Origin of the sequence: Actinoplanes nipponensis (assembly GCF_016862275.1) — a bacterium.
Lineage (GTDB): Bacteria > Actinomycetota > Actinomycetes > Mycobacteriales > Micromonosporaceae > Actinoplanes > Actinoplanes nipponensis.
This window is the reverse complement of the sequence record NZ_BOMQ01000035.1, coordinates 13555-28241: the sequence shown is the minus strand read 5'-3', so window position 1 is coordinate 28241 and position 14687 is coordinate 13555. Positions and strand designations below refer to the sequence as shown.

The 14687-nt window shown below is 72.7% G+C and carries 13 protein-coding genes; 6 read left to right on the top strand and 7 right to left on the bottom strand.

Going from position 1 to position 14687, the window contains the following annotated elements:
• Window positions 1-152 precede the first annotated feature (152 nt).
• A complete protein-coding gene (locus Ani05nite_RS14825; protein WP_239129957.1) occupies window positions 153-689 on the top strand; it encodes a hypothetical protein in 537 nt (178 codons plus the stop codon).
• Between the two features lie 3 nt (window positions 690-692).
• On the opposite strand, the gene Ani05nite_RS14820 is transcribed toward Ani05nite_RS14825, so the two are convergent.
• The 7 genes from Ani05nite_RS14820 to Ani05nite_RS14790 form a co-directional block, all read right to left on the bottom strand.
• The gene (locus Ani05nite_RS14820) at window positions 693-1280 is read right to left on the bottom strand and encodes a hypothetical protein (protein WP_203768770.1); all 588 of its coding nucleotides are present in this window, start codon (window positions 1278-1280) and stop codon (window positions 693-695) included.
• Window positions 1281-1291: 11 nt separating this feature from the next.
• Window positions 1292-2431, bottom strand: a complete 1140-nt coding sequence (locus tag Ani05nite_RS14815) for a M23 family metallopeptidase (protein ID WP_203768768.1) — start codon at window positions 2429-2431, stop codon at window positions 1292-1294.
• The gene (locus Ani05nite_RS14810; RefSeq protein ID WP_203768766.1) at window positions 2428-2979 is read right to left on the bottom strand and encodes a hypothetical protein; all 552 of its coding nucleotides are present in this window, start codon (window positions 2977-2979) and stop codon (window positions 2428-2430) included. The genes Ani05nite_RS14815 and Ani05nite_RS14810 overlap by 4 nt, the downstream gene beginning before the upstream one ends.
• A gap of 6 nt (window positions 2980-2985) precedes the next feature.
• Entirely contained in the window at window positions 2986-4947 is a 1962-nt protein-coding gene (locus tag Ani05nite_RS14805; RefSeq protein ID WP_203768764.1) for an MFS transporter, read from the bottom strand.
• 1 nt (window position 4948) lies between these two features.
• On the bottom strand, window positions 4949-8185 hold the full coding sequence (locus Ani05nite_RS14800; protein ID WP_203768845.1) for an ATP-binding protein: 3237 nt from the start codon (window positions 8183-8185) through the stop codon (window positions 4949-4951).
• Window positions 8186-9098: 913 nt separating this feature from the next.
• A complete protein-coding gene (locus Ani05nite_RS14795; protein ID WP_203768762.1) occupies window positions 9099-9461 on the bottom strand; it encodes a hypothetical protein in 363 nt (120 codons plus the stop codon).
• A gap of 16 nt (window positions 9462-9477) precedes the next feature.
• Window positions 9478-9771, bottom strand: a complete 294-nt coding sequence (locus Ani05nite_RS14790) for a hypothetical protein (RefSeq protein WP_203768760.1) — start codon at window positions 9769-9771, stop codon at window positions 9478-9480.
• Window positions 9772-11092: 1321 nt separating this feature from the next.
• Between Ani05nite_RS14790 and folP the strand changes: the two genes are divergently transcribed.
• The 5 genes from folP to Ani05nite_RS14765 all read left to right on the top strand — a co-directional run bounded on the left by folP (window position 11093) and on the right by Ani05nite_RS14765 (window position 14657).
• Window positions 11093-11920: a dihydropteroate synthase gene (gene folP, locus Ani05nite_RS14785; protein WP_203768844.1), complete on the top strand. Its 828-nt coding sequence runs from the start codon at window positions 11093-11095 to the stop codon at window positions 11918-11920.
• Complete coding sequence (folB, locus tag Ani05nite_RS14780; protein ID WP_203768758.1) at window positions 11917-12276, top strand: dihydroneopterin aldolase; 360 nt, start codon at window positions 11917-11919, stop codon at window positions 12274-12276. Before folP ends, folB begins: the two co-directional genes overlap by 4 nt.
• Window positions 12273-12800 (top strand): 2-amino-4-hydroxy-6-hydroxymethyldihydropteridine diphosphokinase, encoded by a 528-nt coding sequence (folK, locus tag Ani05nite_RS14775; RefSeq protein ID WP_203768756.1) that lies wholly within the window; start codon window positions 12273-12275, stop codon window positions 12798-12800. The genes folB and folK overlap by 4 nt, the downstream gene beginning before the upstream one ends.
• Window positions 12801-12835: 35 nt before the next feature.
• Complete coding sequence (locus tag Ani05nite_RS14770) at window positions 12836-13315, top strand: DUF3180 domain-containing protein (protein ID WP_203768843.1); 480 nt, start codon at window positions 12836-12838, stop codon at window positions 13313-13315.
• 76 nt (window positions 13316-13391) lie between these two features.
• On the top strand, window positions 13392-14657 hold the full coding sequence (locus Ani05nite_RS14765; RefSeq protein ID WP_203768754.1) for an ABC transporter permease: 1266 nt from the start codon (window positions 13392-13394) through the stop codon (window positions 14655-14657).
• Window positions 14658-14687 lie beyond the last annotated feature (30 nt).

Sequence of the window (14687 nt, the reverse complement as noted above, 5' to 3'; positions counted from 1 at the left end):
CTCACCTCCGTGTGTGCGCTCAAACCGTACCCTGCACCGGCCGGGGGATGACGTTGCGCAGCCGATGCGCAATTCTCCCAGTACGGGCCGAGTCACCCACCCGGCGGGCTGCCTGCCACCGGTCCACAGCGGAACCCACTAACCTGGGAGAGGTGCAGCCCTCGAACCAGCCCCCGCCGCCCGCGGTCCCGCCGCCGGGGCCGGTACCCGCCGCGGGCCGGCCGCGAAACCGGCGGCTGCGGCTTTTCCTGGCGATGGGGGCGGGGATCCTGGCGCTGCTGTGCCTGGGCGGGGTGGGGGTCTTCATTTCGTTCTACGACGAGGCCACGAAGATCGAGCGGAGCAAGCCGGACGCGGTGGTGGACCAGTTCCTGCGGGCTTATCTGGTAAATCGGGATGATCAGGAGGCGGCCCTGTTCACCTGCAAGAACGGCTTGGATCTCGCGGCGGTCACCGCGTTGCGCACCCAGCTGATCGAGCGCGAGAAGGAATTCAATGTGACGGTCAATGTCAGCTGGAGCACGCTGATCGTCTCCGGCGCCGGGGAAGACCGCCGGTCCGTGGCGACGGACCTGGTCATCGCCGGCTCATCGGGCGGCACCTCGTTGAGCCGGCGGACGGAACCCTGGACGTTCGCGCTCGTCGATGAGGACGGCTGGCGCGTGTGCAGCGCCGCCAAGCTGCCCTGACCCCTACTCCACCCAGAGCAGGTGGACCGGCACCTCGAGGGTCCTCGGCGTCTTGCCGCTCCAGCCCCAGCGGTACCAGTCGAGTTCCGTCGTCACCCGCGCGCAGATGTCACCCTCGTCGCTGGTGTGCAGCTCGGTGACCGCCCGCAGGTCGCGGCGCTCGCCGCCGTCCTCCAGCAACTGCACCACCCGGCGGCCGGTCAGGGCGGCCGCGTCCAGCGCGGCGACCGGATTGCGGCGCGGCGGCTCGTCGAGGGACACCAGCCGGGACAGGACGTCGCCGGGCGGGGCGTTCAGGGCCGCGATGCCGAGCTCCTCCACCCAGACCCGTTCCACCGGCACCAGCGGCGCGAACACCTCGGTCTGCTCCGCCTCGGCCCGGTACCACTCGGCCTCCGGCATCACCGGCACGTACGTCCGGCTGCCCTGCACGACCTTCTCGTCCGCGCGCAGGTCGCCCCGCCAGCCGTGCCCGGGCAGGCCGATGAGCACCCGCCGCCCGCGCAGGTGGCCCGCCATGATCGCGGCGGTCGGGGCCACCGGGCGCGGCGGCTCGGGGGTCCACTCGGAGCCGGTGAACGGGTCGGGCATCGAACCACCGGTCACTGGGCCCCGCCCAGCGGCGCGCCGTGCTGCGCCATGAACTGCACCGGGTCGACCGCGCTCACGCTGGACCGGCCGTTGTTCAGGTGCACCTCGAAGTGCAGGTGCGGGCCGGAGGAGTTGCCGCTGGTGCCGCTGAGCGCGACGACCTGGCCGGCGGCGACCCGCTGGCCGGTGCGCAGCTTCGGCCGCTGCACGAGGTGGCAGTAGCGGGTCATGACGTTGCCGGCGTGCCGGATCTCCAGCATCCAGCCGCACCCGCCCTTGCCGGAGTAGCCGGGGACGTCACAGTCCTTCCTCCCGCTGAACGTCTCGTCGCACTTGATCCGAGAGACGACCCCACTGGCCACCGACCGGACCGGGGTCCCGGTGCCGACGATCAGGTCGACCCCCTGGTGGTGCGGGCGGTCGGCGGTGCGGAAACCCGAACCCACCGTCATCTTCTCCGAGCCCTCGCCCTTGGTCGACAGCGGGTTGGTCCAGCCGGAGGCGGAGACCTGGTCGGCCGCCGCGCAGACCATCGCCACCGAGTTGCCGACGGCGTTCGCCGCGCCGTCGGCGAGCAGGTTGACGATCTGGGTGGCGACCGGCTCGTGCTTGGCGTACGCGTCGGGGTAGGCGCTGATCTGCACCCGCTGGGCCGCCTCGGTCAGCGGCCGGGAGTCCCAGTTCGGCACCTTCCGGAGCTTCTCGTAGAACTTGGTCGCCGCGTAGACCGGGTCGGTGACCTGCTTCGGTGTGCCCCAGCCGCTGCTCGGGCGCTGCTGGAACAGGCCGAGGGAGTCGTGGTCGTTGCGTTTGCCGAGGAAGCCCAGGTTCGAGAGCCGGGACTCCTGCATCGCCGTGGCCACAGCGATCACCCAGGCCCGGGGCGGCAGCTTCATGGTGGCGCCGACGTTGATGATGATCGCGGCGTTCTTGATCTGCGCCGGCCCGTACTGGCTCAGGCGGGGCAGCTTGCCGTCGGGGTCGATCGGGCCGCCGGTGCCGCAGCCCGAGCTGTACAGGCTGAGGTCCTCCTTCTTCTCGCCGAAACCGCCGAGCAGCAGCGCGCTCACGGTGCCGCCGCAGCAGAGCAGGGCGAGGGTGGCGACCAGGGCGATGAGGAGGACCACCCGGCGTGGCCGCGGCAGGCTCATGGGCCGTCCCAGTCGACGCCGTCCACCAGCCAGCGCCCCTGGGGGGCCACCATCCGGAGCGTGAGCTTGCCGGAGTCGACCGTCACGACCGCGTTGACCAGGCCGTCGCCGATCGGCACCAGCTGGGGCCGGCCCAGCACCCGGTCGGCGGGCACATCGGCCGGGTCCACGCCGTTCAGCTCGTCCGCGAGGTCCTCGGTCGCGTTCGGCACCAGGCCGTTGTGCCAGGTCTTGGCCGAGACGTTCTTGTGGTCGACCCAGGCCGCGGCGAAGGCGTAGGCGACCGCCTCCGGTTCCGCGCTGCCCGGGCTGGTCGTGGGCTCGGGCGGCGGCTCGTCGTTCACGATGACGCCGTCGTCGTCATGGCTGGGGTCGACCGTGGCGGTCGGGCCGGTCGAGACCCGCTCGGTGAGCGGCGACGCGGTGCTCCCGTCGGAGAAGATCCGGCCGACCCCGACGATCGCGAGCACCAGGACGGCGATCACCAGGGCGACGCCCCAGCGGGAGCGGAAGAGTCCGGTGAGGCTGCGTTCCAGCAGGCGCGGCATCGACGATCACTTCGCCTCGGTGCGCACCCGCGGGGTGGCCGGCTCACGCGTAGTGCTCCCGGTCTCCGGCCGGTAGATCGCGAAGGACGCGGGTCGCTCGGCCACGTCCGGCTCGGTCCAGGTGGACGGGCGGCGCTGCCGGGTGGCGGACGCGGGGACGGGGGCGCGGTCGCCGGGCTGCGCGCTGTCCTGACCCGACTCGTGCCCGTCCGGACGTACCGCCGGAGCGGTGCTGCCCCGCTCCGGCACCAGCGCCGGGGCCTGCCCGCCGCGCGCGGCCGAGCCGTGCGCGGGGTCTTCCAACCGGGCCTCGGGACGCAGATTGCTCTGGTCGACGTAGACCGTGCGGCCCTTGCCGATCAGGGGTTCGTTCGTGCCGCCGGCGTCGACCACGTCCAGCTTGGCCGCCTCCCGCATGTCCCGGAAGAACCGCCGGTGCCAGGAGCCGGCGGAGGTGATCGCCGCGGTGCCGTCCTTGCCGCCGAGCTGGGTGATCCGCCGGTACGGCCGCAGCAGTAGCCAGCCCACCACCCCGACCAGCCAGACGAGCACGACCTGCAGCCAGCCGGCCAGGCTAGCCGTGTTCATGATGAGATCCACCGCGAACAGGTAGATGGCCGCGCCGGTGCCGAAGATGGCGATGTTGAAGACGGCCGCCACCACCGCGTTGCCGAGCCGGCGGATGCCGGAGCTCGCCGGGCGCAACAGCCCGACGGTGCCGAGGATCGGCGCGGCGATGACCGCCCACCGGAAGATCAGGAAGCCGAGCAGCACCAGCAGCGACGCGGTGAGGTCGAACATCGCGAACATGAGCGACGCCAGCACGGCGATGAAGCCCGCGCCGATCCGGTCCATCCCGTTGACGCCCTTGAGGTACTCGTAGGCCTCCGGATCCTCCCGGCTGATCTGCTCGGCGACGCGCTCCCACTGGTCGTTCTTCGCGGTGATCGTGGGCTTGCGGGTGTCCGGGTTGTCCCGCATCTTCTGCGCTTCGTCCCAGGTGAAGGACCGGGCGTCGTAGAGGGCCCGGCCGTACTTCTGGGCGGTGACGCTGTCGGAGGAGCCGAGCAGCCCCCGCAGCCAGTTGCGATAGAGCATGGTTTCGGTCGCCGTGTCACTGGCCCGCACGGCGGGCGGACGGTTGTCCTCGCACGCCCCGGGAGTCGGGTCGTCGCACTTGCCCTCCGGAATGTCCTGGGCACGCGGGCCGACCGCGTCGTGCACCACGCCGAGGGTCGTGACCAGGGTCTGGTCGGCGATGTTGGCCGACCGCACCGGCCACGCCGCGATGGCGGTGACCGCCACCATGACGAGGATGGCCCAGCCCGCGGTCGTCGTCGCCGCGCCCATGTCGGCCTGCTGCGAGCGCCAGATCAGGTAGAGGCCCACGACGGCCAGGGTGATCACGCCGAAGACGCTGAAGACCTTCTCGTACACGGCCTTGGTGGCCTGGTCGACCAGCGGGTCGGCCCAGCCCCAGAGCGCCTGCGGGTCCCACGCCCGCTCCCGCAGGGCGTTGGACGCGCCGATCACCGCCGTGGCGATCATGAACTCGCCGTTGGCCACCGTGCTCTCGAACTTGCTCTCCGGTTCCACCAGGGTGGACGCGCAGCCGCCGTCGAGGTCGTACGTCGTGTAGCTGTAGCCGGCGTAGCCGTACTGGCTGTAGATGCCCTGCGGGCCGTTGAGCTTCGAGGAGGCGGGGCGCTCGGCGAACCAGCCCGCCAGGCCGGAGTCCGGGGTGCTCGGGGTGGGCGGGTTCAGGCAGCTCGCGCGCTCGCCGGCGACCTCCTGCAGGCGGTTGACGCAGCCCGGGATGTCCTTGCCCCACTCCTCCACGTTGCAGGCGCCGCCCGGGGCGCGCAACGGCCCGGCGGACGCGGCCGACGGTGCGGCGACCGCCCAGGCGATGCTCGCCACCGCCGCCACCAGCACCGTCAGGACGAATGCGCATCCCCGCCGAACCATCTCAGACCTCCAGGTCGGACAGGGACGCGATCGCGGTCGGGGTCGCCTTCGCGGCCGCCGGTGTCGTGTCGAGGTACTCCAGCAGGCCGTCGACGTACGACACGTCCACCCGGACCTTCTGCACCCGGCCGTCCACGTCGCGCATCACGAACTCGCGGAAGCCCAGCCGGGTCGACGACGACGCGTCCGCCTGGGACAGCGAGGCCAGCGTCGCCTCGTACCCGTCGTGGACCGGCACCCGGAGCAGACGCAGCGCCTCGGAGGCGATCTCCTGGTCCTCGGCGATCCGGCCGACGAAGACGGTCGACACCAGGTTCTGCACGTCCAGGCCGAGGATGTCGCGGGGGTTCTGGGAGGCCACAAAAGCCGCCAGGTTCCACTTGCGGGAGTCGCGGGCCAGCCGGACCAGAAACGAACGGCCGGAGCGCCAGCCCTCCATGAAGTGGGCCTCGTCCAGGCCGACCATCTTGCGCGACGCCATCGAGCCGCCGTAGCAGCGGCGAACCGCCAGGCGGTGGGCCGTGTGCAGCATCGGCAGCGCCAGCGACTCCTCCGCCGACCAGTACTCGCGCTCGATCTTCATGTCGGGCAGGCGCAGGCCGGCCATCGTGATGACGGTGAGCGCCGAGTCGGCGCTGAGCAGGTGCGCCGGCGGCCGGCCGAAGAACAGCAGGGCCAGTGGCATCTCGGCGGTGTCCAGGAGCAGGTTGGCCAGCTCCTTGCCGTCGTCGTCGAGACCCTGCAGGCAGGCGACGACGTCGTCGAGGGTGGAGGTCTCCTCGGCGGGCACCTGGCGGACCGCGTGCCGCAGCAGCGTCGCGGTGGAGGCCTCCTTGGCCACCTGCGGCGGGACCAGCATCGAGCAGATGTCCTGCACCAGCATGCGGCGCTCGGCGCGGGCGTTGGAGACGGCGATCTCGAACTCGCGGTCGCCGCCGGCGCCGGTGGCGAACTCGGTGCGGACCGGGGTCGGGATCAGCGCGTACGGCGCCAGCGTCCCCTGCTCCGAGCCGGTCAGGTTCAGCACCCGCGAGTACGGCCGCAGCTCCGGCATCGCGCACAGCCGGGCCAGCGGGCCGGACGGGTCCAGCAGCGTCACCTGCACACCGCGGCGCGCGTTCAGGTAGCCCAGCGCGCCCATCAGCGTGGACTTGCCACCGCCGGGCTCCGCCACCAGCACCCCGAGGCCGGAACGTTCCCGGACCTCCATCGGGAAGTGCAGGTCCAGGAAGACCGGCCGGCGGCAGGTGCCCGACGTACGCCCGATCAGGTCGCCCCGCCGGTCGCCCACCGTGGATGCGGCCTGCGGGAGCGCCGCGGCCAGCAGCTTGACCGGCATCCGCCGCACGTAGCCGGTGTTGGCGATCGGCTCGCCCGGGATGAACTCGCGGGCCAGCTGGTCCTGGTTCTTCGGGTGCTGCAGCGAGATGCGCAGCTCGCGGGAGTACAGCTGGATCAGGCGCCGGGCCCGCTCCAGGCACTCCTCGCGGGTGCGCCCGCCGACGGCGATCCGGTGCCAGCCGTGCGCACGGGCCGACTCGACCGGCAGGCCGGTGGTCATCTCGTCGCCGATGACCAGGGCCCGCTTGGCCAGGCGTTCCAGCTCCGGCGGGGCGTCGATGCCGTGCTCGGCGTAGTCCAGCTGCTGCGAGCGGATCATCCGGAGCCGGTGCTCGAGGTTCTTGAACGAGCTGTTCGAGCCGAGGATGTCGATGCGCGAGGACAGCTCCATCGGCCAGGGCAGCCGCTCGTGGAAGTGCATCCACGGCTCGTGCTTCTCCGGGATCTCCAGCGGCTCCATCCGGCCCACGGACAGCACGGCCACGTGCCGTTCCTCGCCGGTCATCCGGTTGACCAGCTTGACCGTGGAGCCGTACGGGGTGCGGTAGCGCTCCACCTGCTCGGTCAGGGCGAGCAGGTCACCGCGTTCCCAGTGGCCGTTCGAGACCGGCGACAGCGGGCCGGGCGGCGACATGCAGAGCGCCACGGAACGGAACAGCAGCCATTCCAGCTCCTGCGGGGTGACCCGCCGGCCGCGCATGCCGAACGCGTTCAGCACCTCGTCGAACTGCTCGACGGTGCGGCCCAGCTTGCGCCGTTCCCCGTCGGAGGTGCCCTTGCCGAACATCCGCAGGATGCGCTCGGAGAACGTGTCGCCGAGCGAGCGGCGGGCGAAGGTCACGCCCAGGTACGTCTGGCCCTCGGCGTGGTTGACCGAGAGCAGGTGCCGCTGGGCCGCCACCAGGTGATCGGACCAGGACGTGGCGCCGGAGACGTCGGGCAGCGGCTTCGCGGTGTGCGAGTCCACCGTGCGGGCCCACTCGTCGGCCGGGAACGGCCGGTTGGTGCGCCGCAGGTGCAGCCGGAAGCCGGCCAGGCCCGCGTACTGCTCGGAGATGGCGGACAGCAGGGCCTCGCGCTCGGCGTCCGGGCGGAACGCCCAGCGCACCTCGGGCAGCGAGTACCAGGCCGTCACCGTGCTCTGGGTGAACGTCAGGTGCCCGGCGATCTCGCTGATCTCCAGCTCGATGGCCGGGTCGCGGTCGCTGAACTTGAGCTTGTGCGGCCGCAGCGGCGCGGCCTTGACCTCGTTCTTCTTCCGGACCGCGGGCAGGTTCGCCGGCTCGTCACGGTGCCGGCGGCCGCGGCGCCTGGCCGGGGCCTGCTCGGGCCGCTGCGCCGGCGCCTTCTCGGGCATGGGCGCGGGCAGATCCGCGTGGACGCCCTCGGCCGGACGGTACGCCTCGACGGCCGCCACGGGCGTCACCCCGGGCGTGCCGGTGCTCTGCCACAGCGGCACGGCCGGCTCCGGCACAGGCGCGGCGGCGACCGTCGGCAGCGCGCCGGGGCGGACCTCCTCGGGCCAGTCGTCGAAGTCGGAGTCGGCCGCCGCGTGCTCGTCGTAGAAGTCGGCCGCGGGCCCGCTGGGCGCGGGCAGATAGGGCGAGACGGGCGCGTCGGCCGGCCTGCTGCCGGGTCGGGCGCCGTTCGACGGTGGTACGGCGGGAGGCGCGGTGGCCGGCGGCTGCGGAGCGTGGCCGCCCTGGCCGGGGGACTGACGGTCGTCGAGCGCGCCGGACTGTCCGAGGAGGTCGGTAACGTCGGCTTCCCCGGCGCTGCGGGAACGCCCGACCGGGTCGCCGGCTTCGGGGGAGTGGCCGGCAGCGTCACCGGCGCCGGGGGACTGCCCGGCGGAGCCGGCGGCAGAAGAGGGCTGGATATCCACAGCTCCGGGCATGGATGCTGCGGCCGCCGGTGCGGGGCCGCCGACCGGTGAAGTCGACCCATTGATGCCGGCAGCCAACCCGGCGAGGGCCGAGACCGACCCGCCGGCATCGGTAGGGAGGCCGCCGTGCCCGGCAGCCGGTCCACCCCGCTCAGCGGCCAGGCCACCCTGCTGAGCGGCCGGCCCACCCTGCTGAGCAGCGCGGTGATCCCGCTCGGCGGTTGCATCGCCGGGTGCGGCGGCGGCCGGATCGCCAGGCGTGAAAGTGCGACCGGATGCCGGATCGCCGGGCGTGAAGGTGTGGCCGGTGGGCGCGGCGGTCTGATTGCCGGGCGTGAAGGTCGGGCCGGCGGGCGTGCCGCCCGGGTTGCCGGGCGTAAGAGCTCGGTCGGAGACCGGATCGCCCGGCGTGGAGGTCGGTCCCGTGCCGCCGGTCGTGCCCGCCGGGCCGGTGGCGGCGGCAACCGGGCTCGTGGGCCCGGCAGCCGGGCTCGTGGGCCTGACAGCCGAGCTGCCGGCGCCGGACGTCGGTGAGTTCTCCCGCGCCGCGTCCAGCCCGTCGAAGTCGAACCCGAAGTCGAAGTCCGCGTCCGGGTCGTCGGGCGGCAGCGCGGGCTCGGCCGGCGCGGTCGTGGCCGGCGTGCCGGCGAACAGGTCGAGGAACGGCGAATCGATGTCCATCGGGTCCACCGGCGGGCCGCCGGTGGGGCGGGGCCGGACCGGCTGCGGCACCTGGAAGACGGCGACCGCACCGTGGCCGGGGCCGGGCACCTGCTCGGCCCCTTCCTCCGAAGAGTGATTGTCTGGTCGCACAGCGTTACTCTGCCTGCCCGGAAGGGACGATTCCGCGCGGGAATGCCCGGGCGGTGGGGTAGCGGTCATGAACGGGCCCCGTTCGGGCAGGCGACGAGAGCGGCGAAACTGGTCATACCAACTCCTCCCGAACCCTGATGCGCGTGGCGACAAGTCTCGGGTCGCGCTGCTCGACGGCCGGTTCGCGGGTGCGACGCCAGTCGGTCAGCGCGGTACGGATGACCATCCGGGCCGGCCGGTCGGGGTCGACGTGCCGGAACACGTACGAGGTGGTGACCATGGCCAGCGCGATCTCCCAGGCGGGGAAGGCGTCGATCTGGAACGTGATGAGATAGTGCAGAAACACGAACAACGGCACGAGTAGGACGAACATCCCATACTGCGCGTACGGCAGGTGCATGGGGAGCGTGTAGCCGGGCGGGCCCAGGTAGACAAGGCGTGCCCGGTAGATGTCGTCATCGGTGCGCAGCCGCATGTGTCCGCCCGCAACCTCAGGCGAAGATGAGGCTGATGAGGTAGTCGCCGACGAAGAACAACGTCGCGGCTCCGGCGATGAACGCGAGGCCGACGATGGCGATCGCGGAGCTGGTGAGCACCTTCGAGATCTCGCCGCGGCTGGCGCGGCCGATGAAGATGATGCCCAGCACGGCCAGCAGGATCGGCGCGATGTTGCTGGCGAAGAAGGTGACGACGCCCTCGGTGTTGATGCCCTTGGGCTCGGGGGCGGCCAGGGTGCCTTGCTGCAGGGCGGCGGCGACCTGCGTGGCGAGCTCTGTGGCGATCATCGGTAAACCTCCCGGGTGCCCGGCGTGAGGGCGCCGCGCACACTGCAGTTGTAAAGCCTCGCTGACGGCAACGCCCATATGGTGCTACTTCCAGCTCACCGCGTCGAGTGAGCTGTTCAGGGCGCTCCTGTCCTACCCAAAGCCCGTCTGCTCTCTTCGGTCCTTCAATGATGCCCAGTCCAAAGAGTACGGGCCGTCCTTCTTACCTACAACCTGCCTGATTCGTTACCCAAGGTAAACACGTGACTGAAGATGAGTCACGCTATCGTACACACGTTCGATAACGTGCGGCCGAGGGCTGTTCACCAGGGCGGCGGTGCCCGGGAGCGGAATCCGGCAAGATCACCCGGTCGGGTGCGGGGTAGGGGTGCGGAGAGGCGATCGGGCGATCGCTGGTACGACCTACACGGCGCCCGCCCGGTATCGGTTCAGCCGATCTGTGGGGCATGGCCAGGAGGCGCGCCTGCGCGGGGTAAATCGGGTGATTACCGGATGATCGCGGCGGGATCACATTGACGGCTCGGGTACGTCGCGCAATGCTTGCCGCAGACTCCTCGCGGAGTCGAGAGGTTGGCGACCGGCCCGCGCTGGCTGCGCGGGCCCGCCGGTGAAGGATCAACTGCCAAGACGACCCATTGCCTCGCTGATCTCCGCGATCGCCCTCGCCGCCCAGGTGAGGGCGTCGTGGTTATCGAGGAAGGTCAGCAGTGCGGCCAGTTGGCCGGTGACCCGCAGAGCCGCGAGTGCCCACTCGCCCAGGGCGCGCTGAGGGACCTCTCGTGGCCGGCGGTGTCGACCCGCCCTCCTGACCTGTGGTGGTGCGACCGGTCTTCGCCGGTGATCTTGTTTGTCGGTAGCCACCTTTCTCTCCGTTTCTCTCCCAGGGCGCGACCGCCGGCCGGCCGCGACGTCTCTGGCCGGCGTGAATCGGGCGAGCCCACTGGGGAGAAAGACTTCGGTCGGTGCGTTGCCGGGCGCCCCGAGGCGCGCCCGGAGGATGTCGAAGTCGGCGCGGGGCCGGATGGGCCGGAGCCCGGTGCAGGCGCAACGACTCGCGCGGAAGAGGATGTGGCGTTCATCGGTGAACCTCCCGACGGTGCCGGCTGACAGCGACGCCCATATGGTCCTACTCGCGGCGCACCGCGTCGAGTGAGCCGTCGAGGCCCTGCCGTCCTCCCCAGGGCGAATACGCGACGAAACGGGCACCGCGAGTCGTACACCCGTACGGAAACCCGAGGCCCGGTACCGTCTCCCTGTGACCCATCCGTCCGGTAGCGCCACGCCCGCGCAGCTGCTGCTTCACCCCGATCACCCGGTGGTGATGGGCGTCCTCAACGTCACGCCCGACTCCTTCTCCGACGGTGGCCGGTACGCCGACGTCGGCGCGGCTGTCGCGCACGGCCTCGAGCTGCGCCGGGCCGGTGCGGACCTCATCGACATCGGTGGGGAGTCGACCCGGCCGGGCGCCGAGCGGGTGGACGGGCCGACCGAGGTGGCCCGAGTCTTGCCGGTGATGAAAGAGCTGGTCAACGCCGGTGTGCCGGTGAGCATCGACACCACCCGGGCCGAGGTGGCCGCGGCGGCGCTCGAGGCCGGCGCGCTGATCGTCAACGACGTCTCCGGCGGCCTGGCCGACCCGGGCATGGCCGTGGTGGTCGCCGACGCCGGCTGCCCGTGGATCCTGATGCACTGGCGCGGGCACTCCCGGCGGATGCTCGATCTCGCCCACTACGACGACGTCGTGGCCGAGGTGCGCGCCGAGCTGCAGCAACGGGTGGACGACGCGGTCGCCGCGGGCGTCGACCCGGCCCGGTTGATCCTGGATCCGGGCATCGGCTTCGCCAAGCACGCCGAGCACAACTGGGCCCTCAGCGCCCACCTGGACGAGCTGATCGCCCTGGGCCACCCGGTGCTCTTCGCGGCCAGCCGCAAGACCTACCTCGGCCGGTTGCTGGCCGGGCCCGACGGCGAGCCGCGCGGGGTGGACGGCCGCGAGGCGGCGACGATCGCCACGTCCGTGCTGGCGGTCGCGGCGGGGGCGTGGGGCGTCCGGGTGCATGACGTACGCGCGACCGTCGACGCCCTGGCCGTGTGGCGCGCCACCGGCAGCCCCCGCCTCGCCCGCCCGACCACCGGAGGCACGCCGTGAGCGACCGCATCTCCCTGCACGGCCTGCGCGTCCGCGGCCACCACGGGGTCTACGACTTCGAGCGCCGCGACGGTCAGGACTTCGTGGTCGACGTCGACCTGGAGCTGGACCTGGCCGCGGCGGCCGCCAGCGACGACGTCGCCGACACGGTCCACTACGGCGAGCTGGCCGGCCGCCTCGTCGCGGTGGTCGCCGGCGAACCGGTCAACCTGATCGAGACGCTGGCCGGCCGGCTCGCCGCGGTCTGCCTCGCGGACGCCCGGGTCGCCGCCGCCACGGTCACGGTGCACAAGCCGCAGGCGCCCATCCCGCACGAGTTCGCCGACGTGGCGGTCACCGTCCGGCGGGCCCGATGAGCCGGGCGATCCTCTCGCTGGGCAGCAACCTCGGCGACCGGTACGCGTACCTGAAGGACGCCGTGGCCCGGCTCGGCGAGAGCGTCGTGCTGGTCTCCGGGGTCTACGAGACGCCGCCCTGGGGCGATGCCGACCAGCCGGCGTACCTCAACGCCGTGGTCCTGGCCGTGGACCCGGCGGCGGAGCCGGCCGGCTGGCTCGAGCGGGTCCGGGCCGTCGAGGCGGCCGCCGGCCGGGTCCGGGATCCGCAGCGGCGGTTCGGCCCGCGCACGCTGGACGTCGACGTGATCGCGGTGTGGCGCGACGACGGCGCCCCGGTGCTCAGCGACGACCCCGAGCTGACCCTGCCGCACCCGCGGGTGCACCAGCGCGCGTTCGTCCTCAAGCCGTGGCTCGACCTGCAGCCCTACGCCCAGCTGCCCGGGTACGGCTGGGTGACCGACCTGCTGAACACCCCGGAGCTCACCGCGGACGCCAACGCACTGACCCCGCGGCCCGATCTGCCGTTAGAGTCACAGGAGTGAGCAGCAATCCCGGCGGTGGCGCACCCGACCCGTCGATGCGGCCGACCAGCCTGTCCGTCCTGGTGGTGGCCGGGCTGGCGGCCGCCGCGGTGGGCTGGCTGCTGCTGAGTTCCCTGTACGCGCAGATGCCCCGGCTGCCCTGGCTGCCGATCATCGTGCTCGGCACGCTGGCCGTGGTCGAGGCGATCCTCGCGCAGAACACCGCCGCGCGGATCCAGCGCAAGCCCGGCGCGCCCCGGGTGGACCCGCTGGCCGTGGCCCGGTACGCCGTACTGGCCAAGGCGTCGTCGCTGGCCGGTGCGCTGTTCGCCGGCTTCTCCGCCGGGCTGCTGGCCTGGCTGACGCTGGAGCCGACCAAGGCCGCGCGCGACGACGTGCCCGCCGCCATCGCCGGGGTCGCCGCCGCGCTCGCGCTGGTCGGCGCGGCGCTGTGGCTGGAACGCTCCTGCCGGGTGCCGGACAAGCCCGAGCAGCAGGGCGGCGGTGGGTCGGACCGGCAAGCCGGACGGTCCTGACCAGCTCGGATTCGACACTTGAACCGAGCGCACCTCCTGTCCGTATGCTGTGCCGGCGGCGAAGGAGGTGTGCGGGATGGCCTACGACGAGACCACGTATCGGCGTACTGCCGGTGACCAGGGCGAGAGTGACCCGGCGGCGTACCGGGCCGGGCTCGCGGCCACCGACTTCCGCGCCCGGCGGCGCGACCTCGATCCGGACGAGGGCGAGGGCGTGCAGCTGGTCGCGCCGGCCACCGAGCCGGGCCGCCGCGGCGCCGCGGAGCTCGACGACGGGCGCGACCGGCTGGGCATCCACATCGGCTGGGAGATCGTGCTGCTGCTGGCGGTCGCCGCGATCGCGTACCTGCTCTACCGGCTCGACCCGGCCAGCCTGCGCCGCCCCGCCCTGGACACGCTGCTCATCACCGGCGCCTCGCTCGGCCTGCTGGCCCTCGGGGCCGGCCTGACGCTGCGCGCCGGCGTACCCAACCTCGCGGTCGGCCCGATCGCCCTGGGTGCCGCGCTGCACTTCGCCGAGAACGGCGACAAGGGCCTGCTCCAGGCCGCCGTGCCGGCGCTGATCGTGGCCGCCGCGGGCGGCCTGGTGGTGGCCGTCGTCGTGCTGGTGCTGCACGTGCCCGGCTGGACGGCGACGCTCGCCGCCGCCATGGGCGTCATCGTCTACGACCAGCTGCGCACCGCGCCGGTCACGGTCCAGGCCGGCTACGACCCGGCCAACCAGGCGTTCTTCCTGTTCGGCGGCTTCGCCCTGCTCGCCGTCATCGGCGGCGCGCTGGGCACCGTCATGCCGATCCGGCGGCTGGTCGGACGGCAGCGGCCGGCCGGCGACCCGGCCCTGCGGCGGGGGGTGGCCGCGGCGTTCCCGGTGATCGTCGCGCTGGTGCTCTCCTCGGTGTTCGCGGTCGGCGCGGGCATCCTCATGGCCGCCCAGTCCGCCGCCCCGATCGCGCCCGGCACCGGCCTGGAGTGGACCGGCCTGGCCTTCGGCGCGGCGCTGCTCGCCGGCACCAGCGCGTACGGCCGCCGCGGCGGCATCTTCGGCACCCTGCTGGCGGTGGCCGGGCTGACCCTCTTCCTCGACTACGCGGCCCGCCGCGACTTCGACATCGCGCTGTTCGCCATCGGGGCCTGCGCGGTCGGCGGCGGCCTGATCGTCACCCGCCTGGTCGAGACGTACGGGCGCCCGCTGCCCGTGCCCGCGGCGACGGACTGGAACGCCGCGGCCTCAGCCGGCACCAGCTGGACGCCGGACATGCCGCAGCCCTGGTCCACCTCGGCCGAGCCGCCGGAGAACAGGCCGCTGCGCTGGGACGAGGGGCCCTGGGGCAGTGCCCGCTGAACGGGCCGCCCGGCCGCCCTATGCTGGCAG

Bases quoted from the DNA above. Each gene is read 5' to 3' on its own strand.
- Ani05nite_RS14820 (WP_203768770.1), bottom strand. From the start codon at position 1,280: ATGCCCGACCCGTTCACCGGCTCCGAGTGGACCCCCGAGCCGCCGCGC.
- Ani05nite_RS14805 (WP_203768764.1), bottom strand. From the start codon at position 4,947: ATGGTTCGGCGGGGATGCGCATTCGTCCTGACGGTGCTGGTGGCGGCG.
- Ani05nite_RS14770 (WP_203768843.1), top strand. From the start codon at position 12,836: ATGCGGCCGACCAGCCTGTCCGTCCTGGTGGTGGCCGGGCTGGCGGCC.
- Ani05nite_RS14815 (WP_203768768.1), bottom strand. From the start codon at position 2,431: ATGAGCCTGCCGCGGCCACGCCGGGTGGTCCTCCTCATCGCCCTGGTC.
- Ani05nite_RS14765 (WP_203768754.1), top strand. From the start codon at position 13,392: ATGGCCTACGACGAGACCACGTATCGGCGTACTGCCGGTGACCAGGGC.
- folP (WP_203768844.1), top strand. From the start codon at position 11,093: ATGGGCGTCCTCAACGTCACGCCCGACTCCTTCTCCGACGGTGGCCGG.
- Ani05nite_RS14810 (WP_203768766.1), bottom strand. From the start codon at position 2,979: ATGCCGCGCCTGCTGGAACGCAGCCTCACCGGACTCTTCCGCTCCCGC.
- Ani05nite_RS14795 (WP_203768762.1), bottom strand. From the start codon at position 9,461: ATGCGGCTGCGCACCGATGACGACATCTACCGGGCACGCCTTGTCTAC.
- Ani05nite_RS14790 (WP_203768760.1), bottom strand. From the start codon at position 9,771: ATGATCGCCACAGAGCTCGCCACGCAGGTCGCCGCCGCCCTGCAGCAA.
- Ani05nite_RS14800 (WP_203768845.1), bottom strand. From the start codon at position 8,185: ATGCCCGGAGCTGTGGATATCCAGCCCTCTTCTGCCGCCGGCTCCGCC.
- folK (WP_203768756.1), top strand. From the start codon at position 12,273: ATGAGCCGGGCGATCCTCTCGCTGGGCAGCAACCTCGGCGACCGGTAC.